General features: G+C 43.0%; 23 protein-coding genes, 9 tRNA genes and 2 rRNA genes. All 34 read right to left on the bottom strand.

Annotated elements, in window-relative coordinates; all coding sequences use genetic code 11:
• Nucleotides 1-83: ribosomal RNA gene (locus ERX29_RS09420) — 16S ribosomal RNA — on the bottom strand; the annotation flags it as partial.
• Between the two features lie 171 nt (nt 84-254).
• A tRNA-Ala gene (locus tag ERX29_RS09415) sits at nt 255-330 on the bottom strand.
• A gap of 13 nt (nt 331-343) precedes the next feature.
• Nucleotides 344-417, bottom strand: a tRNA-Pro gene (locus ERX29_RS09410).
• A gap of 13 nt (nt 418-430) precedes the next feature.
• Nucleotides 431-507: transfer RNA gene (locus tag ERX29_RS09405), tRNA-Arg, on the bottom strand.
• Nucleotides 508-520: 13 nt separating this feature from the next.
• A tRNA-Leu gene (locus ERX29_RS09400) sits at nt 521-609 on the bottom strand.
• 22 nt (nt 610-631) lie between these two features.
• A tRNA-Gly gene (locus tag ERX29_RS09395) sits at nt 632-706 on the bottom strand.
• A 4-nt stretch (nt 707-710) separates the two neighbouring features.
• Nucleotides 711-797 (bottom strand) — tRNA-Leu (locus tag ERX29_RS09390).
• A gap of 8 nt (nt 798-805) precedes the next feature.
• Nucleotides 806-878: transfer RNA gene (locus ERX29_RS09385), tRNA-Lys, on the bottom strand.
• A gap of 10 nt (nt 879-888) precedes the next feature.
• Nucleotides 889-964: transfer RNA gene (locus tag ERX29_RS09380), tRNA-Thr, on the bottom strand.
• 9 nt (nt 965-973) lie between these two features.
• Nucleotides 974-1,049, bottom strand: a tRNA-Val gene (locus ERX29_RS09375).
• Nucleotides 1,050-1,059: 10 nt separating this feature from the next.
• Nucleotides 1,060-1,174: ribosomal RNA gene (rrf, locus tag ERX29_RS09370) — 5S ribosomal RNA — on the bottom strand.
• Between the two features lie 215 nt (nt 1,175-1,389).
• Nucleotides 1,390-2,877 carry a lysine--tRNA ligase gene (gene lysS, locus ERX29_RS09365; protein ID WP_133444426.1) on the bottom strand — a complete coding sequence of 496 codons (1,488 nt, stop codon included), beginning with the start codon at nt 2,875-2,877 and terminating at the stop codon, nt 1,390-1,392.
• 2 nt (nt 2,878-2,879) lie between these two features.
• On the bottom strand, nt 2,880-3,878 hold the full coding sequence (dusB, locus tag ERX29_RS09360) for a tRNA dihydrouridine synthase DusB (RefSeq protein WP_133444425.1): 999 nt from the start codon (nt 3,876-3,878) through the stop codon (nt 2,880-2,882).
• A gap of 14 nt (nt 3,879-3,892) precedes the next feature.
• Nucleotides 3,893-4,366 (bottom strand): 2-amino-4-hydroxy-6-hydroxymethyldihydropteridine diphosphokinase, encoded by a 474-nt coding sequence (folK, locus tag ERX29_RS09355; RefSeq protein ID WP_133444424.1) that lies wholly within the window; start codon nt 4,364-4,366, stop codon nt 3,893-3,895.
• Nucleotides 4,367-4,370: 4 nt separating this feature from the next.
• Complete coding sequence (folB, locus tag ERX29_RS09350; protein ID WP_133444423.1) at nt 4,371-4,727, bottom strand: dihydroneopterin aldolase; 357 nt, start codon at nt 4,725-4,727, stop codon at nt 4,371-4,373.
• A 2-nt stretch (nt 4,728-4,729) separates the two neighbouring features.
• Entirely contained in the window at nt 4,730-5,506 is a 777-nt protein-coding gene (folP, locus tag ERX29_RS09345; protein WP_133444422.1) for a dihydropteroate synthase, read from the bottom strand.
• An 84-nt stretch (nt 5,507-5,590) separates the two neighbouring features.
• A complete protein-coding gene (gene cysK / locus ERX29_RS09340; RefSeq protein WP_133444421.1) occupies nt 5,591-6,523 on the bottom strand; it encodes a cysteine synthase A in 933 nt (310 codons plus the stop codon).
• Between the two features lie 71 nt (nt 6,524-6,594).
• The gene (gene hslO / locus ERX29_RS09335; protein WP_133444420.1) at nt 6,595-7,467 is read right to left on the bottom strand and encodes an Hsp33 family molecular chaperone HslO; all 873 of its coding nucleotides are present in this window, start codon (nt 7,465-7,467) and stop codon (nt 6,595-6,597) included.
• Nucleotides 7,468-7,527: 60 nt separating this feature from the next.
• Nucleotides 7,528-9,606 carry an ATP-dependent zinc metalloprotease FtsH gene (ftsH, locus tag ERX29_RS09330; RefSeq protein WP_133444419.1) on the bottom strand — a complete coding sequence of 693 codons (2,079 nt, stop codon included), beginning with the start codon at nt 9,604-9,606 and terminating at the stop codon, nt 7,528-7,530.
• A gap of 118 nt (nt 9,607-9,724) precedes the next feature.
• Nucleotides 9,725-10,264, bottom strand: a complete 540-nt coding sequence (gene hpt / locus ERX29_RS09325; protein WP_133444418.1) for a hypoxanthine phosphoribosyltransferase — start codon at nt 10,262-10,264, stop codon at nt 9,725-9,727.
• On the bottom strand, nt 10,257-11,504 hold the full coding sequence (gene tilS / locus ERX29_RS09320; protein WP_133444417.1) for a tRNA lysidine(34) synthetase TilS: 1,248 nt from the start codon (nt 11,502-11,504) through the stop codon (nt 10,257-10,259). Before tilS ends, hpt begins: the two co-directional genes overlap by 8 nt.
• Nucleotides 11,505-11,564: 60 nt before the next feature.
• Nucleotides 11,565-11,951, bottom strand: coding sequence for a S1 domain-containing RNA-binding protein (locus ERX29_RS09315; RefSeq protein WP_133444416.1), 387 nt, complete (start codon nt 11,949-11,951; stop codon nt 11,565-11,567).
• A 97-nt stretch (nt 11,952-12,048) separates the two neighbouring features.
• The gene (locus ERX29_RS09310; RefSeq protein ID WP_133444415.1) at nt 12,049-12,423 is read right to left on the bottom strand and encodes an FtsB family cell division protein; all 375 of its coding nucleotides are present in this window, start codon (nt 12,421-12,423) and stop codon (nt 12,049-12,051) included.
• A 12-nt stretch (nt 12,424-12,435) separates the two neighbouring features.
• On the bottom strand, nt 12,436-12,705 hold the full coding sequence (locus tag ERX29_RS09305; RefSeq protein WP_133444414.1) for an RNA-binding S4 domain-containing protein: 270 nt from the start codon (nt 12,703-12,705) through the stop codon (nt 12,436-12,438).
• Nucleotides 12,692-13,852: a MazG nucleotide pyrophosphohydrolase domain-containing protein gene (locus ERX29_RS09300; RefSeq protein ID WP_243720025.1), complete on the bottom strand. Its 1,161-nt coding sequence runs from the start codon at nt 13,850-13,852 to the stop codon at nt 12,692-12,694. Before ERX29_RS09300 ends, ERX29_RS09305 begins: the two co-directional genes overlap by 14 nt.
• A 10-nt stretch (nt 13,853-13,862) precedes the next feature.
• Entirely contained in the window at nt 13,863-15,365 is a 1,503-nt protein-coding gene (locus ERX29_RS09295; RefSeq protein WP_133444412.1) for a polysaccharide biosynthesis protein, read from the bottom strand.
• Complete coding sequence (gene mfd / locus ERX29_RS09290; RefSeq protein ID WP_133444411.1) at nt 15,352-18,855, bottom strand: transcription-repair coupling factor; 3,504 nt, start codon at nt 18,853-18,855, stop codon at nt 15,352-15,354. The genes ERX29_RS09295 and mfd overlap by 14 nt, the downstream gene beginning before the upstream one ends.
• Nucleotides 18,852-19,424, bottom strand: a complete 573-nt coding sequence (gene pth, locus ERX29_RS09285; protein WP_133444410.1) for an aminoacyl-tRNA hydrolase — start codon at nt 19,422-19,424, stop codon at nt 18,852-18,854. Before pth ends, mfd begins: the two co-directional genes overlap by 4 nt.
• 166 nt (nt 19,425-19,590) lie before the next feature.
• Nucleotides 19,591-20,253: a 50S ribosomal protein L25/general stress protein Ctc gene (locus ERX29_RS09280; RefSeq protein WP_133444409.1), complete on the bottom strand. Its 663-nt coding sequence runs from the start codon at nt 20,251-20,253 to the stop codon at nt 19,591-19,593.
• A gap of 147 nt (nt 20,254-20,400) precedes the next feature.
• Nucleotides 20,401-21,366 (bottom strand): ribose-phosphate diphosphokinase, encoded by a 966-nt coding sequence (locus ERX29_RS09275; protein WP_133444408.1) that lies wholly within the window; start codon nt 21,364-21,366, stop codon nt 20,401-20,403.
• A 28-nt stretch (nt 21,367-21,394) separates the two neighbouring features.
• Nucleotides 21,395-22,750 carry a bifunctional UDP-N-acetylglucosamine diphosphorylase/glucosamine-1-phosphate N-acetyltransferase GlmU gene (gene glmU, locus ERX29_RS09270; RefSeq protein WP_133444407.1) on the bottom strand — a complete coding sequence of 452 codons (1,356 nt, stop codon included), beginning with the start codon at nt 22,748-22,750 and terminating at the stop codon, nt 21,395-21,397.
• 170 nt (nt 22,751-22,920) lie between these two features.
• Entirely contained in the window at nt 22,921-23,316 is a 396-nt protein-coding gene (gene spoVG, locus ERX29_RS09265; RefSeq protein WP_133444427.1) for a septation regulator SpoVG, read from the bottom strand.
• Between the two features lie 43 nt (nt 23,317-23,359).
• Complete coding sequence (locus ERX29_RS09260) at nt 23,360-23,734, bottom strand: RidA family protein (RefSeq protein WP_133444406.1); 375 nt, start codon at nt 23,732-23,734, stop codon at nt 23,360-23,362.
• 13 nt (nt 23,735-23,747) lie between these two features.
• The gene (purR, locus tag ERX29_RS09255) at nt 23,748-24,572 is read right to left on the bottom strand and encodes a pur operon repressor (protein WP_133444405.1); all 825 of its coding nucleotides are present in this window, start codon (nt 24,570-24,572) and stop codon (nt 23,748-23,750) included.
• Nucleotides 24,573-24,604: the final 32 nt, after the last annotated feature.

Below are 24,604 nucleotides of genomic sequence, written 5' to 3'. Positions count from 1 at the left end.
GCACTCCCGTCTGTCCGCTCGACTTGCATGTATTAGGCACGCCGCCAGCGTTCATCCTGAGCCAGGATCAAACTCTCCATAATAGTTTGTCTGATAAAAGCTCGTTGATTGCTTATGGCAATCACTCATTTGACTGTACAAAGCTGCAAAAGCAGCTTCGCAAGTCTGACTAGCAATCAGAGATTGCTGTCATGCTTTGGAATTAACGTTGACATATTGCGATTCAGTTTTCAATGTTCAGTTTACATCAATAATGGTGGAGACTAGCGGGATCGAACCGCTGACCTCCTGCGTGCAAAGCAGGCGCTCTCCCAGCTGAGCTAAGCCCCCATTTATTAGTAAGTCGGGAAGACAGGATTCGAACCTGCGACCCCTTGGTCCCAAACCAAGTGCTCTACCAAGCTGAGCTACTTCCCGTTTGTAATAATAATGGCGCGCCCGAGAGAAGTCGAATCCCTAACCTTTTGATCCGTAGTCAAACGCTCTATCCAATTGAGCTACGGGCGCATATGAAATTAAATGGTGCCGAGGACCGGAATCGAACCGGTACGGTAATCACTTACCGCAGGATTTTAAGTCCTGTGCGTCTGCCAGTTCCGCCACCCCGGCTGTTGATTCAGCATAATATTAATGGAGCGAAAGACGGGATTCGAACCCGCGACCCCAACCTTGGCAAGGTTGTATTCTACCACTGAACTACTTTCGCAATATGGTGCGGATGAAGGGAGTCGAACCCCCACGCCCGTGAAGGCGCTAGATCCTGATTCTAGTGCGTCTGCCAATTCCGCCACACCCGCAAAATAAATGAGCCATAGAGGATTCGAACCTCTGACCCTTTGATTAAAAGTCAAATGCTCTACCAACTGAGCTAATGGCTCAAGCTAGAAATGGTGCCGGAAAAAGGACTTGAACCCTCAACCTACTGATTACAAGTCAGTTGCTCTACCAGTTGAGCTATTCCGGCATAATAAAATGGTGGAGGATGACGGGTTCGAACCGCCGACCCTCTGCTTGTAAGGCAGATGCTCTCCCAGCTGAGCTAATCCTCCGTATGTTTCTGCCCGGCAACGTCCTACTCTCGCGGGACGTCAGTCCAACTACCATCGGCGCTCGAAAGCTTAACTTCTGTGTTCGGTATGGGAACAGGTGTGACCTCTCTGCCATCGTCACCAGACAAAAAACAATACTTATTAAGTATAAAGATTTCATTCCACTTTTACAACAGTAAATTTTACACCTTGTTTACGAACTTAACAATTCGTGACTTATGGTTTCTCTTTCTGTTATAAGCGACTTTTTTATATTACATGATGAAGCTTTTCATGTCAACGGTTTTACTTAAAATTTATGAAAAAATTCCCCGGTTCAACTAACCAGGGAATAGCTTTATTATTTGTGTCTCATATAAGGGAATAGCAGTACGTCTCTGATTGATGGTGAGTCAGTCAATAGCATCACGAGTCGATCGATACCGATACCGAGTCCACCTGTTGGCGGCATACCATACTCAAGTGCTTCGATAAAGTCTTCATCCATTTCGTGTGCTTCGTCGTTACCTTCTTCCTTCTCTACCATCTGCGCTTCGAAACGCTGACGCTGATCGATCGGATCGTTTAACTCTGTAAAGGCATTGGCGTGCTCACGACGTACGATAAACAATTCGAAACGATCCGTGAATCGTTTGTCTTCCGGATTCTGTTTCGCAAGCGGAGAGATTTCTACCGGGTGGCCATATATAAATGTCGGTTGAACAAGTTCTTCTTCTACTTTCTGTTCGAAGAATTCATTCAGAATATGACCATATTTCATATTCGGCTTCACTTCGATACCATGTTCTTTAGCAAGCGCATGTGCTTCTTCGTCCGTCTTAACGTCGTAGAAGTTCACGCCTGTATATTCTTTGACAGCATCAACCATGTGCCATCTACGCCAGTTCGGTGCAAGGTTGATCTCTTCGCCGTTGTATGTAACCGTTGTAGAGCCAGTGACCTGCTCAGCTATATGAGCGATTAATGATTCTGTTAAATCCATAATGTCGTTGTAGTCAGCATATGCTTCGTACAGCTCGATCATTGTAAATTCAGGATTGTGCCGCGTCGAAATCCCTTCATTACGGAATACACGTCCGATTTCATATACTTTCTCAAGACCACCGACAATCAGGCGTTTCAAATGAAGCTCAATTGCAATACGCATGTAGAGTTGCATGTCGAGTGCATTATGATGCGTTATAAATGGTTTCGCCGCTGCACCACCAGCAATCGTATGCATCATTGGTGTTTCAACTTCTAAAAACCCTTTTTGGTTCAAGTAGTTACGCATCTCTTGAATAATACGACTGCGTGTAATGAAAGTCTTTGTCGATTCATCGCTAGTGATTAAGTCGAGGTAACGCTGACGGTAGCGCTGTTCAACGTCCTGGAGACCATGAAATTTATCCGGCAGCGGGCGTAGTGCTTTAGCAAGCATTATAAATGATGTTGCCTTTACAGAAAGTTCACCTGTATTCGTTTTGAACATTACACCTTCAATCCCGACGATATCGCCTAAGTCGGCATTGTTCCATAAATCAAACTGCTCATCACCAACAGCATCTTTACGAACGTAAATTTGAATCTGACCTGTCAGATCCTTGATATGAGCAAATCCTGCTTTACCTTTACCGCGTTTAGTCATGATACGCCCTGCAATCATTGTTGATGATTCCGACTCTTTGTCATGCAGTTCTTCTTTCGAAAATTGATCCCAGTCAGCTTTCAGATTTTCAGCAGTTCCTGTCCGTTCAAATTTCTGACCGAACGGATCGATTCCAAGATCGATTAAGTCCTGCATCTTTTGGCGGCGGACCAGCATCTGGTCGTTTAATTCTTCTGTCATGGTTACACTCCTTCGGCTACTTTTTCTTCTTCCAGCACATGCTGTTCGAACGTTCTTAGTATATCAACTAACTCATCGCGTGTCTCGGCTGCATTGATCAGCTTACGTGCCTTACCGTTACCTTTGATGCCTTTTAAATACCACGATGCATGCTTACGCATTTCCATCACGGCGATTTTCTCACCTTTCAGCTGAATGAGACGATCTAAATGCAGTGTCGCAACTTCCATCTTCTCAGAGATAGACGGCTCCGGCTGCAGTTCTCCTGTTTCAAGATAATGGACTGTACGGTAGATCATCCACGGGTTACCGAGTGCCTCACGGCCAATCATAACTGCATCCACACCAGTTTCATCAAGCATTTTCTTCGCCAGTTCCGGTGACGTCACGTCGCCGTTTCCGACAACGGGAATAGAAACCGCTTCTTTGACCTGCTTGATGACATCCCAGTCTGCATGGCCCTCGTACATCTGAACACGTGTACGACCGTGCACAGCAATCGCTGCCGCTCCTGCTTTCTCAATCATCTTCGCGTTTTCCACCGCATAAATGTGGTCGTCATCCCAGCCGATACGCATCTTCACTGTGACCGGCTTAGATACCGCTTCAACGACCGCTGATACCATCTCATAAATTTTGGGCGGGTCAAGCAGCCATCTCGCTCCTGCTTCACATTTGATGATCTTCGATACAGGACAGCCCATATTAATGTCAATGATATCAGCTGTTGTATTTTGGTCGACATATTTTGCTGCTTCGACAAGTGTCTCTTTTTCACCGCCAAAAATCTGCAGTGACAATGGACGTTCGTTCTCATCGATATAAAGCATTTTCATCGTTTTCTCATTGTTAAAGAGAATGGCTTTGTCGCTGACCATCTCAGCGCAGACAAGTCCCGCACCGAATTCTTTTACCGTCAATCTGAATGCTGCATTACAGACACCGGCCATCGGTGCCAGTACAACTTTGTTATTAATTTCAATATCGCCAATTTTCCACATAATTATAGCCTCACTTATAGTTTCCTGACTTCAGGATCATCATATACTAGTTCATTTATCGTCTTCTGCGCTAAAGGGTGGACCGCATCAGGTGCAATTTCATGCAGCGGAATGAGCACAAAACTGCGTTCCAGCATAAAGGGATGCGGTACTTGTAAATCCGGTTCATCAATGACGGCATCATCGATCATCAGAATATCGAGGTCAATGGTACGGGGCCCCCAGTGAATTTTACGCACACGAGCAAGCTGGCTCTCAATCGACTGACATACGGCCAGTACTTCAAGCGGCGATAAAGTCGTCTCTACGACTATACACATATTGTAGAAATCTTCCTGCACCACACCCCCGACAGGTGACGTTTCGTAAATGGATGATAGACGTACGACGCATATGCCCTCTGTCTTACTCAGTAAATCAATTGCTCGTTCAAGCTGCTGCTGTCTGTCACCGATATTACTGCCAAGACTCAAGTAAATAGTAGTCATTATACTACCTCGTCCGATTTATTTCAATACCTACGCCGTCATAATGACCAGCGATCGGCGGATTTTCTTTTGTGATTCTGACACTTAATGCCACTACACGATTATAGTGAGCAAACAGCGATTTGGCAATACGTCCCGCTACATGTTCCAGCAGCTTCGACGATTCCTTCATCTCTTCCTCTATCAGATGATAAGCCTCTCCGTAGTTAACAGTGGTTTCTAATTCGTCGGTTTCAGATGCTTCAGTCAAGTCTAAAGAGAGCTGAACATCAACAACAAATATTTGTCCAAGCTTATTCTCTTCCTCGAATACACCGTGATAAGCGTAGAATTTCATACCCTGTAAAAATATTTTATCCATAGTTATCCTCTCAATCCGTCAGCGACACGCGCAGCCTTTTTATTCATTGCAACATTATGCACCCGTACAGCATGGACACCTTTAGCAATCCCCCACACAGTAGTAGCAGCAGTCCCTTCGTCTCGTGCGTCAGCCGGCAAATGATCGTTCAACAGTTCTTTAACCATACGTTTCCGGCTCGTAGCAAGGAGTACTTTATAACCCAGTCCGCACAACTCGTCAAGACGTCTCATCACTTCAATTTCCTGCTCTCTTGACTTTGCGAAACCGATGCCCGGATCAAGCCAGATATCATCTTTTTTAATTCCAGCCCATTCTGCAAGTTCAGCCTGGTGCAGCAGGTCCTCAATCATCATAGTCATCACATCACCTGTTACTTCTTCCTCAGCATTATGCATCAGAAAAATCTTTGCCTCATGTTTTGCAATAACATCAAACATCGCTTTGTCATACTTCCCTGCCCACTGGTCATTGATGAAGTCAGCTCCCCCGGATAAAGCAGCTTCTGCTACTTCACTTCTGAACGTGTCGACTGATATCAGCACATCATATCTGCGAATCGCTTCAATGACAGGAATCACGCGCTCCAGTTCCTCTTCTACTGAAATCTCCTGGTAGCCGGGACGAGTAGAATAGCCGCCGATATCCACGATATCAACACCTTCACTGATCATCTCCTGCACGCGTTTCACCGCACGCTCTGCAGAATTATATTTACCGCCGTCTGAAAACGAATCCGGCGTTACATTAAGAATGCCCATGATTAAAGTTTCCACTATGTACCTCCTGCTCAGCTAATTAGTCAGTTCACTCTATTATAACAAAACAAAAAAGCTATCTTATGACAAGATAGCTTAGTAATGTTATTTGCTGAGGTCAGCATAGAGTGGCGTCGATAAATAGCGCTCTCCATTGCTCGGTAAAATAGCGACGACATTTTTACCTGTCCCAAGTTCGACCGCTTTTTTAATAGCTGCATGAATAGCAGCTCCAGATGAAATACCGCCGAGAATTCCTTCTTCACGTGCTACCTGACGGCTCATTTCCATCGCTTCGTCATTCGTCACTTGATCGATGGAATGATAAATCTCTGTATTCAACGTATCCGGAACAAATCCAGCGCCGATACCTTGAATCTTATGAGGTCCAGGTTTTCCGCCGCTTAATACCGGCGAATCAGTCGGCTCTACCGCTACAATATGCACATCGGGATGGCTTTCCTTGATGACTTCACCGGCACCAGTAATCGTTCCTCCTGTACCGATTCCTGCTACAAATGCATCAATCGTCAGTCCTTCCATCGCCGATACAATTTCAGGTCCTGTCGTCTGTCTATGAACTTCAGGATTAGCCACATTTTCAAACTGCTGCGGCATGAAATAGCCGTTTTTATCTTTCAGTTCATTGGCTTTTGCAATCGCGCCCTTCATCCCTTCAGCGCCTGGTGTCAATTCTAATTCTGCACCATAGGCACGAAGTAAAGTACGGCGTTCCTGGCTCATCGTATCAGGCATTACTAAAACCGCCCGATAACCTTTGGCCGCTGCCACCATTGCAAGACCAATCCCTGTATTACCGGAAGTCGGTTCGATGATTGTATCTCCCGGCTGTAATGTGCCGTCCTGTTCTGCAGCACTGACCATTGCAATTGCAATACGGTCTTTAACAGATGAACCAGGGTTCTGGTACTCAAGTTTTACATAAACATCTGCTGCGCCTTCTGGTACCACACGGTTTAATTTAACAAGAGGTGTGTCTCCAATTACCTCAGTGATATTATTTAGTCGTTTAGCCATTATTTGCTCTCCTCCAAAACATAGTATCATTATCGGATTAATTATATCAGCAGTTGAATATGACTTCAAAATTATTGCTTTAGCGCTTCTAATTCTTCTACTGAGAAATGATATTTCTCACGACAGAAATGACATTCTACTTCTGCACCGTTGTCTTCTTTAATCATGCTGTCAATTTCAGCATTGCCAAGTCCTTTAATAGCTGTGCTGAACTTCTCTTTGCCGCAGTTACATTTAAACTCAATCGGCATCCGGTCTATTATACGGATATTGTCTTCTCCGATTACTTCTTCAAGCAGCTGTTCAGGTGACAGACCTTTATCAATCAATGTTGATACAGGCTGCATCGTTTCCAGATGCTGCTCAATGGCACTGATTGTTTCTTCTGACGCGCCAGGCATCAGCTGAATGATGAAGCCGCCTGCTGCTTTAATAGTGTTATCAGGATTGACCAGTACTCCGAGACCTACCGCTGACGGCACTTGTTCGCTAGTGACAAAATAATACGTGAAATCTTCTCCGAGTTCTCCTGAAACAATAGGTGTCGATCCGGTAAAAAAATCTCTCATGCCGATATCTTTCACAACATTGAGCGCACCATTTGTACCGACCGCACGTCGAACGTCCAGTTTTCCATGCTCATTTAAATCAAAGTGTGTCTGCGGATTAGTGACGTATCCTCTGACTTCACCTTTACCGTTAGCATCCACAATAATCTGGCCGATAGGTCCACCGCCGTTAATAGTCACTGTTAGCTTTTCTTCATTTTTCAGCATTGAGCCCATCATCACTCCAGCTGTCATTGAACGTCCGAGTGCTGCTGAAGCAGTCGGCCACGTATAGTGTCTTGTCTGTGCTTCCTGCACTGCATTAGTCGAACGTACGCTGAACGCTCTGACTTCATCGTTATATGCAAGTGCTCTTACTAAATAGTCTTCAGTCATTGTTATACTCCTTTTAAAAAATCCCTTTCTTCTGTCAGACAGCGAGAAAGGGATTGAAATTTAGAAATTATCTTTGTCCAGACGGTCAACTTTCGGTTCAGGTTCATTCGTGCTTTGATCCCTTACTTCATCACCGTCTTCTAATTCTCTTTTTACATCTTCGTATGATGAGCCGACCTTTTCATTACCAGCTACATCTGTAACAGTTACTCTGTCATCAGTATTTGTAACGGTCACTCTATCATCTGACTTGACCGTTGGATGGTACAGGTGTGAGTCATCGTAGTTAACTTCCGGCAATGTACCGTTACGGAATAAGCTCTCAATCTGGTTAGCAACCAGCGTTTCTTCAACAAGCAGCGTTCTTGCAATTAAGTCAAGCTGCTCGCGATGTTCAAGTAAAATCTGGCGGCAACGTTCATAAGCTTCTTTAATAATGCGTTGAATCTCAAGATCGATTTCGTAGGCAATCTGATCTGAATAATTCGGTTCAGAATGCATATCACGGCCAAGGAATACTTCACCGCTCTGTGAGCTGCCGAACTGAAGCGGTCCGAGCTTTTCACTCATGCCGTATTCAGTCACCATCTGACGGGCAATACCCGTTGCGCGCTGGAAGTCATTATGTGCACCGGTAGAAACTTCACCAAAAGTGATTTCCTCTGATACACGGCCACCAAGCAAACCGACGATTTTATCAAGCAATTCTGGTTTCGTCATGAAGTAACGGTCTTGTTTCGGTAACATCATGGCATAACCACCGGCCTGACCACGTGGCACGATAGTCACTTTGTGAACCATTTCTGCTTCATCTAGAACTTTACCGATAATCGTATGACCTGCTTCATGCCATGCGACGATGTTGCGTTCTTTTTCTGAGATGACACGTGATTTTTTAGCAGGACCTGCAATAACGCGGTCTGTTGCTTCATCAATGTCACGCATATCTATTTTCGACTTACCTTGACGCGCAGCAACAAGAGCTGCTTCGTTCAAGAGGTTTTCAAGGTCTGCACCTGAGAAACCTGGCGTACGCTGACTAAGCGCTTTAATATCTACTGTCTCATCCAGTGGTTTGTTGCGTGAGTGTACTCGAAGTACTGCTTCACGTCCTTTAACATCGGGACGACCGACTTGGATCTGTCTGTCAAAACGACCTGGACGGAGTAACGCCGGGTCAAGAATATCTGGTCTGTTGGTTGCAGCAATCATAATGATACCTTCGTTTTCACCGAATCCATCCATCTCTACAAGCAACTGGTTCAATGTCTGTTCACGCTCATCGTGACCACCACCGACACCTGCACCACGCTGGCGACCCACTGCATCAATTTCATCGATGAAGATGATACAAGGTGCATTTTTCTTCGCGTTTTCGAATAAGTCACGGACACGACTGGCACCGACACCGACGAACATTTCGACGAAGTCTGAACCACTGATCGAGAAGAATGGCACACCAGCTTCACCAGCAACTGCACGCGCAAGTAAAGTTTTACCTGTACCTGGAGGACCGACTAACAGTACCCCTTTAGGAATACGTGCTCCCATTTTTTTGAACTTACGATTGTCTTTTAGGAAATCAACAATTTCTACAAGTTCCTGTTTCTCTTCATCTGCACCAGCAACATCCGTGAATCTCACTTTTTTCTTCTTGTCATCATATAACTTCGCTTTTGATTTACCGAAGTTCATGACGCGGCCGCCACCGCCACCGCCTTGTGACTGTGACAGGAAGAAGATAAAGAAGAAAGCAAGCAGCAATAATGGGATTAATGTCGATAACATACCTAAGAATACATTTTGTTTCTCAGCCGGTTTAATAGTGAAGTCCATCTCACCTTTATTTGCTTCAGCGATATCTGTAATTCTCTGTAAATCTTTTTCGTTATTGTAAAGTACGACAGAAGTGAATATTTCGTTCTTGTCTGCACCTTTAAGTTTACCATTGACTAAATAAACTTCCTGCGCGGGCTGTAACGTCAATTCTTCTACGTTACCCTTTTCCAGCTCGGTCATCAATTTTGTATAGGTGATCGGTTTAGGCAGTGCGCCGTTCCCGTTAATCCATGAAAACACACCAAATATGACGATGCCGAATAAAGCGACCATCAGGATGTTACGAAAGGCCTTTTGCATTCACGTTGTCCTCCTAATTTATATGTAAAGCTAAAAAAAATTTTAACATACTTAATCATTATCAAGCTACTAATTGCACTTCAAATATCAAAAATAGTCAAACTTACTAAGTTTTACATTATTTCATGTATACTTCTTCTTTCAGAAGACCGATATAAGGAAGATTTCTGTATTTCTCCTGATAGTCAAGACCATATCCTACAACAAAGTCATCTGGAATTTTTTCACCGACATATTTCGCTTCAATATCCACTTTACGGCGTGATGGTTTATCAAGCAGTGTAACTATTTCAATCGAATTTGCTTTGCGGTATTTCAATAAGTCAATGATGGAATTCAACGTTGTCCCTGTTTCAAGTATGTCCTCAATAATAATAACATCCCGGTCTTCCACAGAAGTTCCTAAGTCTTTCAGAATCTTCACTTCGCCTGTACTCTCAGTACCACCGTGATAACTGGATACATCCATGAAATCAATCTCAACATGTGTATCAATATGCTTGATTAAATCTGTCATAAATAGAACTGACCCTTTAAGGATTCCTACACAAAGCGGCAGTTTACCGTTATAATCTTCAGTCAGCTGCTTGCCAAGGCGGGCACATGCCGCTTCAATCTGTTCCTCTGTAAGTACTATACTTCCAATATCGTTATGCATTCTGTTCTTCTCCTTTAATAGTTAAGATTTCATGTATAGGGTGGTCGTTACGCTTCAATGTACCGACTGCTGCAATAGTCCCTTGTATTTCTATAATCGGCAGTCGGTTCCGAGCGGCAGCCGGCACTTTATGGTTGATCATAATGCGGTTGATCTTCTGATGATGCTTTCCTATCTTTATTTTATCATGCTGACTAGGCAGTCGGACAACAATTATTTCATTATAGTCACTTGACAGATCAATTTCATATTCATTGAACTTATATTTCCCGGGTGATTGGATCTCCATATATTCATCGAGCGGCTGTTCGCACTGTAACATCAATTGATCATATGCAATATCAAGGCGCCATTCAGAAGTGACTGAAAAACTAACCTGCGTTGTGTGAGATTTCGCGATACGAAGCATTTCATCGAGATAGGAGAGCGGTACTGCCACGTGTTCCCCTGCAGCTTCTTCGATCAGCTGAGTCAATATACTGCGACGTACAAGTTGTTTCTCAGCATTAAACTGCGACCTATCCCAGCTGTAACCTGCTGCCGTCTGCCGAATAGCAGTTCTGAACATCTTCACATGATCATCGATCAGCTCCAACACTTCTTCATGCCAGGCTGCAACGTCCAACAGCGCTTCTGACGAGAGCTGGCTGATGGAATCTATTGCCGGAATCAATTCACGCCGGATAGCGTTACGCGCGTATTTAAGGCTGCTGTTGGATGAATCCTCACTGTAGCTGACATTGTGTTCTACTGCATATTTAAGGATATCTGCTTTTTTCATATGCAGCATCGGCCGGCAGATGATATAACCCTTTCTGACTCCGTTCGCAATGGACAACCGCTGAGTGTAAAACCGTTTCGTCAACAGTCTGAAGATGATGGTCTCCAGCTGGTCGTCCTGATGATGAGCTGTCAACAGGATTTCCAATTGCTGTTCATACATGATCCGGTCAAAAAACTGGTAGCGGTAATCGCGTGCTTCCTGCTGAATACTCTTATTCGGAGTGAAATAATCAGGTGCTATGCGCGATACAAAGCAGCGAATATCATACTTCTTCGCGTAGTCTTCAATCATCTGCTGTTCTTCTTCCGACTGTGCGCGCAACCCATGATTGACGTGCAGGATAGACAACGTGCTGTAATGACCTGATTTTCTGATTCTGTCGAGCAGCACCATTGAATCCACACCGCCGGAAACCGCAATCGCAATGTGTTGACTGGAATCCCAGCACCATTCCATGGTCAGCCCTCCTTCCAAACAACAAAAAGATTGTCCGCAGACAATCTTTATGATGATTTATTAACGTTTAGAACCTTTGCCACCACGGCGTGATTCTGTCTGACGCTTGATTGAAGTAAGTCGGTCTTCACTATCTTTCAGGAAGTTAGACAGCTTCTTCTCAAAATCTTCAGGTTTTTTTTCCTGCTGCGGTGCTCTTTGAGGTCTTGGTCTTTCTTTAGCTTTTTTTATAGAAAGGCTGATTTTCCCATCAGTACCTACAGTCAATACTTTAACTTCTACTTCCTGACCTAGTTCAAGATGGTCCGCAACATTTTCAACGTAGCTGTCTGCTACTTCACTGATATGGACAAGACCACTTTTTCCTTCAGGCAACTCCACAAACGCACCAAAATTTTTAATGCCTGTGACTTTACCTTTTAACTTACTTCCAACTTCAATTGACATATGCTTAATGAATCCTCCCAGATTTTATTCCTGTCTATATTATATGCTTGATTCCTTTAAATGACAACTGACTTCACTTGTTTTCTGAACCTTTGATTTAATTTCCGTCTGCTTTCTTTTTGTCTTCTTCTTCAGGTATTTTAAATATAATTTCACCGTCATTGCTCAGGAAATATTCACTGCGCGCAATTTTAGTAATATATTCTTTATTGTTCAGCTGTTTCAGTTTTTCTTTCAGTGCGATTTCCTTGTCTTTGAGTTGAGCCAGCTCTTCTGTCTTGGTAGCATGTGCCTGTTTCAGTTGTTTATTCTGCTGCAGCTGCACAACCATTAAAATCGTCAGAAAAAGTAAGATGGCCAGCAGCGCACCGCCGAATACAGATAATCTTTTCCTCACGACACGGCTCGATTTCACTTTTATTCGATTCTGCTTTGTATAGTTATTATTCATTCTATTAACTTTACGCGCCATCCTGGTTTCCCCCTATTCCGGCAATGAATTTACTTTCTCTTCTTTCTTCACTTCAAACATCTGTTTCGCGTTATCTTTAGTCGCGTGTTCTGACAATGCCGTCACTTCTACCGTTACAATTCGTTGACCCAGTTTAATGATCAGTTCGTCTCCGATACTGACTGTCGAAGATGCTTTAGCAACATGACCGTTAATTGAAATACGCCCCTGGTCGCTGACTTCTTTTGCCAGTGTCCGACGTTTGATCAACCGTGATACTTTTAGATATTTATCGAGTCTCATGATGCGCTACCTCCTTCACTGCTTCCTCTATCGTTTTTCCTTCTTGTATATAGTCATAGATTGCCATAACCACATCTGCAAATGCCTTTTCCATTTTGAATGGACGTGGTTCTTTGCCTTCTTTCCGCTTCGCTGTTTCCCATACGCCATTCAATTCTTCTACAGTACTGATCTTCTCATCGCCGAAGACATGCGGATGACGGCGAATCATTTTATCGGTAATGGATTCCACCACTTCTCTACTATCAAACAGCTCTTCTCTCTCAGCAAGCGCAGCATGAAAGACAACCTGCAGCAATATATCACCGAGTTCTTCCACCATATTATCTATATCATCCGCATCGATAGCATTCATCAGTTCATAGCTTTCCTCAATCAAATAACGTTTCAATGATTGATGGGTCTGCTTTTGATCCCACGGACATCCGTCCGGACTAATCAATGTCCGTATAACATCGTTCAACGTACTGAATTCACTGTTTAAGCCGTCCCTTGTGACGGGTGGTATAAACAAACTTGTCAGATTGGATTCCTTGAAGTCATGATCCATTTCGAATAACGGGACTTGCTGGTAATCTGATGTTACTCCTCTTGCGCCTGTAATAATTACTACCGGGTGATCATCAGGATACTTAGTCATGAGTGAAATCTTCAGATCGCTTGCGACGATCTGATTATAGACCTGCGTCACGATAAGAGCATTTCTAATATTGATGTGATTTGTGTCGAACTGCGTGGCATCAAGCAGCTGGAATCCGTCGTTCGGATCATAGTTGACCGCTGTAAATAAATCGTCGATAAAACTTTTGCCGCCTTTTATCGTCACCGTTACATCTTCCCGGTTCAACAGCAGCTGTGTCGTTGTTTCAGCGACCATCGGATGACCCGGCACGGCATAGACCACTGGACCTTGTTTACTCGCAGCTACCAGCAGTTCAACGATTTCGTCATAGACTGCTTCAAACTGATCATGCTGTTCATATATTTCATCAAAGCTGTGCCAGTTGACATCAGGCAGTTCATCAATCACTGGATGATGCAGCGTTCTGACATAGACTGTTTCTGTATGATTAAGGAGTTTATAGATGCCGATCGGCAATTCATCAAGTCCGTAGTTACCAAGTCCAATAATTGTTATTTCGTTCATAATTATCCCTTCAATCTTTCATGAGAGCAATTACCTTATCACCGAAAGGCAGATAAGACCATTCCTGCTTCGTCAGCAGTCTCCATTTTATTAATGCAGTTGCTACTATCATAACCCCTATAGAGACACCTATCAAGGAAACAACTAAAGCAACGACCCTTGTTTCAGCAGGAATCAGACAAACCAACTGTAAAGATGCACTCATTAGAGCAAGTACAATGACCCATTTTATGCTGAAGGAGCGAATACCTAGCGTATATCTTTTTCTGATACTGCTATGCAGCACCAGCGCATACACTGCAAGACCGATAACCGTTGCAGCTGCAGCACCGAATATACCCAACCGCACGACAAGGACGAGGTTCAATATGATTTTCACCATTAATCCTGCTGTTACACCTAACCCTTGAATGTGATAATCTTCTGTGACTTGAAGCATCGCTGTATACATGATAATAAGCGATACAAAAATAATCGACAGCATATAGATAGCAAGTGTCGCCGTTTCCCGCATATCCTCAAACAGAAATAAGTTGAATGGTCTGATCAAACTCATCAGTCCGACCGCTGCTGCGCTGCTGAATATAATAGTAATCTTCAATGCAGAACGCGCATAGTCATTCATTGCCGTGTAATCTTTATTATTCCGGCTGACAGCAAGCAAAGGAATCAAGACGAGTGAAAATGATGTCGTCACAATTAATCCCATTTGAATCAGCGAAGAACCCCGGTCGTAAATTCCTTTCAGTACACGTCCCTCTTCAATGGCAACTCCCGCATGTTTCAGTCCGTTCAGTACAGTGAAGCTGTCAACGACCTGCCAGAGAATCATAATCAAGTAACTGAGGGAATAAAATAAAGTCAGAATAAAGAACTGCCTGAACTCTTCGCCTGTTAAATGTCCGCTGCCTGTAATCTTCAGTCTTCTACCAAACTTCAAGTAAATCCAGGCTCCTGTTATACCAAGAAATGAACCGAATATGCTGAGCATCCCGCTGTCATAAATAGAGAAGCCCCTAGTGAACATCCAGATAGCTAGTAAGATCGTCCCTACTCTGAGCAACTGATCAACAACCTGTGAAATGGCAATCGTTCTCATATCATTATCAGCCTGCAGTTTCCCCCGGATGATGGCTATGAAACTGAATGGCAGCAGCACGAGCGCTGCTGTTCTGAACATACTACTTAACCGTACATCTCCCATAAATCCAGTAATTGCATCACTGAAAACAAGCAGTACAAGCATCATGATTAAACTGATCACTTGAAGTACTTTAAATAATTTCCTGGGAAAGTTAATATCCTGCTGCTGACTGACTACACTGGGAATCGCATTCAGGCTGAGAACTGACACAATGGCTACTACTGGATATACTTGCTGATAAGCATAAAGCCCTGCATCACCCAGAATATTCTGATAAGGAACCCGGTATACAGCACTTAAAATTTTAACAGCAAGCATTGTCACAGTCAGCACAATCACTGTATTAAATACGCCCTCATTCTTCTTCATCTAACTTCAGACTTTCCTGTATGTTGTCAGTAAGCTGTACAAGTGACTGCAGCCAGTTACCACGCTTTTTAAGCACCAGCTTCATCTGATTTCCTGTGACGCTGATTTTCAAGTCACGGCCGAAAGTTTCTGTATCTTTGAACAAGCGTTCCCCGTCAACTCGGGCAGTTGATACTTCCGACACTAATATTTCGATGTCCTTTGGCGTTTCTTTTACATTCACGATTCCGAACACCAGTGCATTGATTCTAATCTTTACGATTTTAAGCAGACGCTCGACTTCAACCGGATAATCACCGTAGCGGTCAGTCAATTCATCCTGCACGTCTATCAAGCCCTGTTCTGACTCCACTAAACGCAGCTTCTTATAAAACTCGATCTTCGCTTGTTCCTCGCGAATATATTCAGCAGGAATGTAAGCATCGACCTGTACATCAATTTCGATATCCGGTACTTCCTGACGTGTTTCAATACCCCGTTTCTCATTGACAGCCTGCTGCAGCATCTCTGTGTAGAGATCATAACCGACAGCGTCGATAAAGCCATGCTGCTCACGGCCAAGAAGATTACCTGCTCCGCGAATATTCAAATCACGCATCGCGATTTTAAATCCGGAACCAAGTTCCGTAAATTCTTTGATCGCCTGCAGTCTTTGCTCCGCCACTTCTGTCAGTACTTTATTCGGTGCATGAAGGAAGTAGGCGTAACTGATCCTATTGCTTCGTCCGACACGTCCGCGCAATTGATAAAGCTGGCTTAAACCAAATCTATCGGCGTCCTCAATAATCAACGTGTTGGCATTCGGAACATCGACACCTGTCTCAATAATAGTGGTCGTCACTAAAATATCGAACTCGCCGTTAATAAAGCTGAGCATAGTTTCTTCAAGCTCACGTTCTGACATTTGACCATGAGCCACAGCAATACGTGCATCCGGCAGCATCATCTCCAGCTGTTCTGCTTTCTGATAAATTGTCTGAACGCGGTTGTGCAGGTAAAATACTTGTCCATTTCTCGCAAGTTCACGGTCCATCGCTTCCTTGATGAAATTCTGCTGATACTCGAGAACGTAAGTCTGTACAGGGAAGCGATTTTCCGGCGGTGTTTCGATAACTGATAAATCGCGCACACCGAGCAGACTCATATGAAGCGTCCGCGGAATAGGTGTTGCCGTCAATGTCAGCACATCGACGTTTGTTTTCAATGCTTTAATTTTCTCTTTATGCGTAACACCGAACCGCTGCTCTTCATCGACGATCAGCAGACCTAAATCCTTATAGATGATATCTTTACTCAGCAGCTTATGCGTACCAATGACAATATCAACAAATCCGGATTTCAGTCCTTCTTTTGTCTGTTTGATTTCCTTCGCTGTTCTGAAGCGGCTCATCATCTGCACTTCTACCGGGAAGTCCTGAATCCGTTCAATGAATGTTTCGTAATGCTGCTGAGCGAGAATTGTCGTAGGTACGAGGAAAGCCACCTGCTTGCCGTCCATCACTGCTTTAAATGCTGCCCGGACTGCCACTTCTGTCTTACCATAACCGACATCACCACATAGCAGCCGGTCCATCGGTTTAGATTTTTCCATGTCTTCTTTAATTTCAACTAATGAGCGTACCTGGTCTTCCGTCGGCTCATACGGGAAGTCCATTTCAAAATTCTGCTGCTCATCTGTATCAGGGCCGAATTGATAGCCCTGCACACGTTCACGTTCCTGGTACAGCTTCAGCAGTTCATCCGCTATATCGTTGACGCTCTTCTGGACACGTGCTTTCGTCTTCTTCCACTCTGTGCCGCCGAGTTTATTCAGCTTCGGTTCCTTCTCCTCTGAACCGACGAACTTCTGGACATAAGACATCTGGTCGACAGGGACAAAGAGCTGATCTGTCCCTTTATATTGGATCTTGATATAATCTTTGTGAATGTTATTGACCAGCAGCGTCTCCACTCCAAGATAGCGGCCGACACCATGATGCACATGGACAATATAATCGCCGATATTTAATTCCTGGTAGGATTTAATTTTTTCAGCATTAGACATCTTCTTCTGGGTACGTCTTGGTTTTTCTTTGCGTAGCTTGAACATTTCTCTCTCAGTGACGACGGCGAGTTTCATAAATGGCAGTTCAAAACCTTCTGATAGGTCACCTTCTGTGATTAAAGCAACACCCGGCTCATCGACTACACGATCGATGGCTACAGGCAGCCGCATGTCAACGAGCATATCCTGTATTTTCTTCTTGCGTGTCGGATTGGACGCAAGAATGACCATCGTATAGCCCTGTTTACGGAAGCGGTCAAACTCAGAGAACATCAGATCATACTGACCATAGAACTGCTGTAACGGTTTGCATGAAAATTTGACCAGCTCTTCAATAGCTACAGGCATCGTCGCTGTAAACAAAGTAAAAAAAGCAGTTTTGAAGCGGTTCAATAATTGATTGAATGCCTCTTCCTTGATAAAGCTTTGTCCGATAAATCCACGACCGGATTCAATAAGAGACGTCTGAAATTCTTCAATTTCTCTTGTAATGGATAGTTCTGATTCTTTTACCCGGTTATACTCATCTACGACAACAATCGCATCATCAGTCAAATAATCAACGATGGTCGTCTCTTTAGGAAAAGCGAACTTAATAGCCCGGCGGAGAATGTTATGATCAAGCAGCTCTGTAGTATGCATCATCAGTGAGTCATACGTTTCATGGAGCGTTTCAGCTGCTTCCTTTGACAGTTTTTTCTCTGTCCTGTCCAGGGCTTTTCCTAATTCTTTCTGAATTCTTGAAATTTGTTCAGAATTAAAAATGAACTCACTTGCTGCTGTAATTTCCACGTGCTCTATATTTTCTTCCGAACGCTGACTATCTGCATCAAAATGACGGAGCCCGTCAATTTCTGTATCAAAAAGCTCGATCCGGACAGGTTTTCCTATCATCGGAAATATGTCAATGAGTCCTCCTCGCACTGAGAACTCTCCGACAGTCGTCACACGATTACGTCTTACATAACCCATGTCAACGAGCTGCTGTTGTAATTCATCCAGGTCAATATCATGTCCTATTGTCAGGGAAATAAGATGGAATCCGAATAAATCCTTTGGTGTGATGAGTTTCTTCAGACCATTGACTGGCACGATAAACAGCCCATTTCGCTCTGCTGCGAGGTGGGAAAGTGTTCTTATGCGTTCACTCATTAAATCCGGACTTTTCGTTGAGAACTCTTCTATCATAATATCCTGAACTGGATACTTAAAAAGTTCATCTGCCGGCAGCAACTGTACTAGATCCGCTTCAAGTTTTTCAGCCTGATACAGATTATTAGTGACGACTATCATCTGTTTACCTTCAGCTAAGTACTGTTCTGCTATCATCACTGCTTTAGCAGAAGCGTTCAGTCCAGTGATCAGCAGATTCTTTCTGCCGAACATTCCGCGGAGTTCGTTAAATCGCTCATCCTGCTGTAGAATATTTGTAATTATCTCTTTCAATTCACATCACCATTATATTGATTCATAATATTCTCGAAGCGTTCTGACGTCAGAAATGCTTCACATGCATCAACCGTACGGTCAATCACACGTTCCATAGTGATCATTTCATCATCGCTGAAGCGTTGAAGCACAAAGTTCGGAACACTCATGCGACCACTCGGACGACCAATACCAATCCTGATTCTCTTAAATTCATCAGTCCCTAAATGCTGTATTAATGATCTGATGCCGTTGTGACCCCCAGCTGAACCTTTTTGGCGCAAACGCAGTCTGCCCGGCGGCATATCAAGATCATCGTATAAGACAATCATATCTTTGATGTCTACTTTATAATAATCCAGTAGTGGTCTGACTGCTTCACCTGATGCGTTCATATAAGTCATTGGTTCAATCAGCAGCACTTTCTCACCATTAATTGTGGCAATGGCATGCAAACCGTTAGATTTCTGTTTATCCAGTTCAAGGCGATGCTTTTTTGCAAGTTCATCGACAACCATAAAACCGATGTTATGTCTTGTATTTTCATATTTACGCCCGATATTACCGAGCCCTACGATACACTTCATCATATCCTCCAAAATTATATTAGTACTATTATAAAGAGTGTACCACTTTTCAACCAGCAAAATGCTGGTAAATCGAGTTTAAAATAAAGACGCCTTGGACACTTGCCCGAGGCAGGTTGTCATCAAGACGTCATTTGCTTAAAATGTTTAAAATTTATTGATGATATTACTCAGCTTTTTCTTCTGTGTTTTCTTCCGTGCTATCAGCCGCTTCAGTACTTTCTTCAGCACCTTCAGCTGCTTCACCCTCAGCATCCTCGTTTGTTTCAGGTTCTTCTTCAACTGTCGGAGGAACTACAGAAACTACTGTTTCATCATCTTCGTTATTAATAGTAAAGTTTCTACCTGTACGTAAATCACCGACTGAGATAGAATCTCCGATATTCAATGATGTTACATCTACTTCGATTGTTTCAGGGATTTCATCTGGAGTTGCTGTCACTGATACAGTGAATAATGGTTGCTGTACAACGCCGCCTTCAGCAGCACCAGCAGATTCTCCCGTCACTGTTACTGTAACATCAACAGTTAATTCAGCTTTCATATTAATAGCTAGAAAGTCAATGTGAGTGATTTGGTTTTTTAATGGGTTAATCTGATAATCAGAAACCATTACTTTAACAGTCTGTGAATCTACATCAAGGTCGATAACCCCGTTACGCCCTACTTCACGGATTACTTTAGTGAATTCTTTTTCTTCTACATGCACTGAAGTATTCTCTGCACCGAAACCATATACTACTGCAGGAATTTTCCCTTCATTTCTCAATTGATTTAATACTGATTTCGTCTGTTTACCTTCACGAGTTACTGATTTTAATGAAGTCATTATAATCGTTCATCCTTTCGATTGCGCTCTGTCAGCGCTCCTACACCTGCCCATCAGTTGTGACAACCTGCTTGCACGATGTTTTTTTCATTACATAAATAAAATATACCCTCATCAATATGAGGGTAAACATTTTTAAATCATTGATTAATCGAACAAGACACTCACTGATTCCTGTTCATAAACACGAATAATCGCCTGTGCAAGCAATTCACCGACTGATAACTGTTTGATTTTCGCTGGTCTATTTTCTTCTGGCAGGACGATGGAATTAGTGACAACCAATTCTTTAATTGCAGAGTCTTCGATTCTTTCGTAGGCAGGACCTGATAATACAGGATGAGTGCAGCACGCATAGACTTCTTTAGCGCCTTTATCAATTAAAGCCTGAGCCGCCAGAGTAATGGTGCCGGCCGTATCGATAATATCATCAATGATAATCGCTGTTTTCCCGTTAATGTCACCGACGATATTCATCACTTCTGAAACATTCGGTTTTGGACGACGTTTATCGATGATGGCAATCGGTGTTTTTAATCGATCTGCCATTTTACGGGCACGTGTTACACCACCATGGTCTGGTGATACGACTACTGTTTCAGCTAGATCAATATCTTCTTTTTCCAGGAAATAATCAGAAAGAATCGGTACACCCATTAAATGGTCAATAGGTATATTGAAGAAGCCCTGGATTTGCGGTGCATGCAGGTCGAGTGCTATTACACGGTCCGCTCCAGCTTTCTCAATCATATCTGCAACAAGTTTCGCCGTAATCGGTTCACGGCTTCTTGCTTTACGGTCCTGTCGTGCATAGCCATAATATGGCATCAATACGTTAATTGTCGCCGCAGAAGCACGTTTTAAAGCATCGATCATAATCAATAACTCCATTAGATGTTCATTTACTGGATAAGACGTCGGTTGTACGATAAAGACATCACAGCCACGGATACTTTCTTCAATATTGATCTGTACTTCCCCGTCGCTGAAACTTTTGACGCTGCATTTTCCTAAAGGAATTCCAACGTAACTCGCAATTTCTTCTGCAAGTGCTTGATTACCATTTAACGAGAAAATCTTTAGTTTTGAATTTTTGTACTCATTCTTCAACATTATGTTAGCTCCCATCATCGTCCTGTTATTAATTTTTGTAGTATCCTTCTTTAGTTGTCTGACGTGCGCGACCAAGTGCCAGACTTGCTGCAGGTACATCATCTGTAATCGTTGAACCAGCGGCTATAAATGATTCGTCCCCTATTGTAACAGGTGCTACAAGATTTGAATTGCAGCCGATAAATGCATCTTTGCCGATAGTTGTCTTAAATTTGTTCTTACCATCATAATTAACTGTAATTGTACCACAGCCGATGTTCGTCCGCTCACCGACAGTCGCATCACCGATATAGCTTAAATGAGAAACTTTCGCTTCATCATCCAGTCTCGCTTTCTTGATCTCTACAAAGTTACCGATTTTGGCAGCTCTTCCGATGTCACTTCCTGGTCGCAGCTGAGCATACGGCCCGACTGCCGTCTCTTCGCCGACAATTGATTCTTTGACAACAGACTGTTTGATTTCCGCTCTATCACCGATTGTACTGTCCTTAATTTCACAGTTGGCACTAATAAACACATCTTCGCCTATCACTGTCTTACCGGCAAGTATCGTCCCAGGATAGATAATAGTGTCTGCCCCAATGACAACGTCAGATTCAATATAAGTGGCATCAGGATCGATTATGGTCACTCCATTAATCATATGGTGATGATTAATGCGCTGTCTCATCAAACGTTCAGCTTTAGATAAATTCACCCGGTCATTGACACCCAGTGTCTCATCGAAATCTTCAGTGATATAAGCTTCCACTATCTCGCCTTCAGCCTGCAGCAGCTGAATGACATCCGGCAGGTAATATTCACCTTGAGCATTGTTATTATCCACCTGATTAAGTTTTTCAAATAACGCAGCATTATCAAAACAGAATGTTCCCGAACTGATTTCAGTGATTAATTTTTCTTCAATTGAGGCATCTTTTTCTTCGACAATCTTGACAACATTATGATGTTCGTCGCGGATAATTCTGCCACAACCGAAAGGCTGAGCTGTTTTTGCTGATAATATCGTTGCTTTCGCACCACTTTTTTCATGATGAGCGATGAAGTTACTGATCGTTTCTTCAGAAATCAGCGGCGTATCTCCGCAAACGATTACCGTCGTACCCGTCTGTCCTCCTAAGTGCTCCTTTGCCATCGACACTGCATGTGCGGTTCCTAACTGCTCTTCCTGCATGCTGAACCTGGATTCTTCCCCAAGTACTTCCTTCACTTGTTCAGCGCCGTGCCCGACAATAGTTACTACCTCAGTAACACCTGCCTTACGAACATTATCAAGAACATGTTTGACCATCGGCTTACCGCATACTGGATGAAGTACTTTATAAAGCTTTGATTTCATACGTGTACCTTTTCCAGCAGCCAGAATGATTGCTTGTCTATTCATAAAGAGCGCCTCCATAATTCACTTTAATTCTATTATAATTTAAGAACTATATGACTTTCAAGAACTATAACGCTTTCTCGCCCGTTCATCATTGATATAACGCCTTATTTTTAAAATTTGATATTAAAAAAACATCACTTTTTCAAGTGATGTTATGGTTAATTCATGAGTCAAGGACGTAAATCTTCAGAAATTGTCGTATCAGAATCTGATTCAATTAAATCATCTACTTCTTCGCTCGTCGCAGCACTCGACTGGTCGAATGTCTGAATCGGTTCATCTTCAGTCGCTACATTGTTATACTGTTTCTCAACTTCTGTTTCTTCGTAAACCTTCATCACAGCCTGCTGTATTTCCTGCCGCATCTCGCTGTTAATTGGATGGGCAATATCACGGAATTCCCCGTCAGGTGTGCGCTTACTTGGCATGGCAACAAATAATCCCGAATTACCTTCTATAACCCGAAGATCATGAATAACAAAAGCTTCATCCAGCGTAATTGATACTAGTGCTTTCATTCGGCCATCTGCATCTATTTTCCTCAATCTCACGTCTGTCACTTTCACTTCAGTTAGCCCCCTATCTGTATATAAAGCCATTAACTATCGCTTAATGGACTAGAGCCACTGCCTCGATTTCAACTTTAACATCTTTCGGTAGGCGACTGACTTCAACACAGCTTCTTGCTGGAAGATGATCATTGAAGAAAGTACCATATACTTCATTGATAATCGGAAAGTCATTCATATCACTGATAAATATAGTTGTCTTAACAACTGTATTCAGCGATGCACCACTGTCATGTAGAACATTCTGAAGATTTTTCAGAACTTGTTCTGTCTGTTCATGTACATCTTCACTGACAATTGAACCTTCTTGTGTCAAAGGAATCTGTCCACTAGTATAAACCATATTGTTCACTACTACCGCGTGACAATAAGGACCAATGGCTTCAGGTGCCTGTTTCGAAAATATTGTTTTCATGTTGTGATCTCCTTTATTTAAAACGTTCAAGGCAATTACCTTGTTCAACTGTGAATGACTGATTATATTCATCTACATCTGATAACTTTACTAAGGAAGTATAATCTTCAATTAAGCGATGTTTGACCTCTTTTGATTCTACTAGTACAGATACCCCGATTACTTTTGCCTTAAACTCACTCATTAAATTCATTACACCTGTTATAGAGCCACCTGCACGCATAAAATCATCGACAATAAGAACGTTGGATTCTTCAGGTAACGTTCGCTTTGAAAGCACCATGGTTTCAATTTTTCTGGATGACCCGGATACATAATTAATCGATACAGTAGAACCTTCCGTCACTTTATTATCTTTACGGATCACAACAACGGGAACATTCATTATGTTAGCGACTGCATTTGCAAGAGATATTCCTTTAGTCGCAATCGTTACTATAGCATCAATTTCCTCGTCCATATACATTGTTGCGATGAGCTCTCCGACTTGGCCGAGCAGCCTCGGATTGCCTACTAAGTCAGACATGAACAAATAACCGCCAGGCAGGAGACGTTCTTTTTCCTGCAGCATGTCACATAAATAGTCGATCAGCTCTTTTGCTTCTCTTCTATACATCTTCGGAACAAATGTCACACCACCGCTCGCTCCGGCAGTTGTAGTCACAATACCAATTTCCTCTTGCTGGAACGTTTCTTTGATAATCTGTATATCTTCACTGATAGAAGATTTCGCCTGTTCAAATTTCTGAACAAAAAATGTCAAAGGCACTAGCTGGTTCGGATGTCTTAATAAATAGCTTGTCATATAGACAATACGTTCACTTCTTTTAAACTTCATACAAAACCCTCATTTACGCATGTTTTATGTAT

It is taken from the genome of Macrococcus lamae (assembly GCF_004359545.1).
Classification (GTDB): Bacteria; Bacillota; Bacilli; order Staphylococcales; family Staphylococcaceae; genus Macrococcus; species Macrococcus lamae.
The sequence above is the reverse complement of the archived record's forward strand: the minus strand, read 5'-3'. Positions and strand labels throughout refer to the sequence as shown.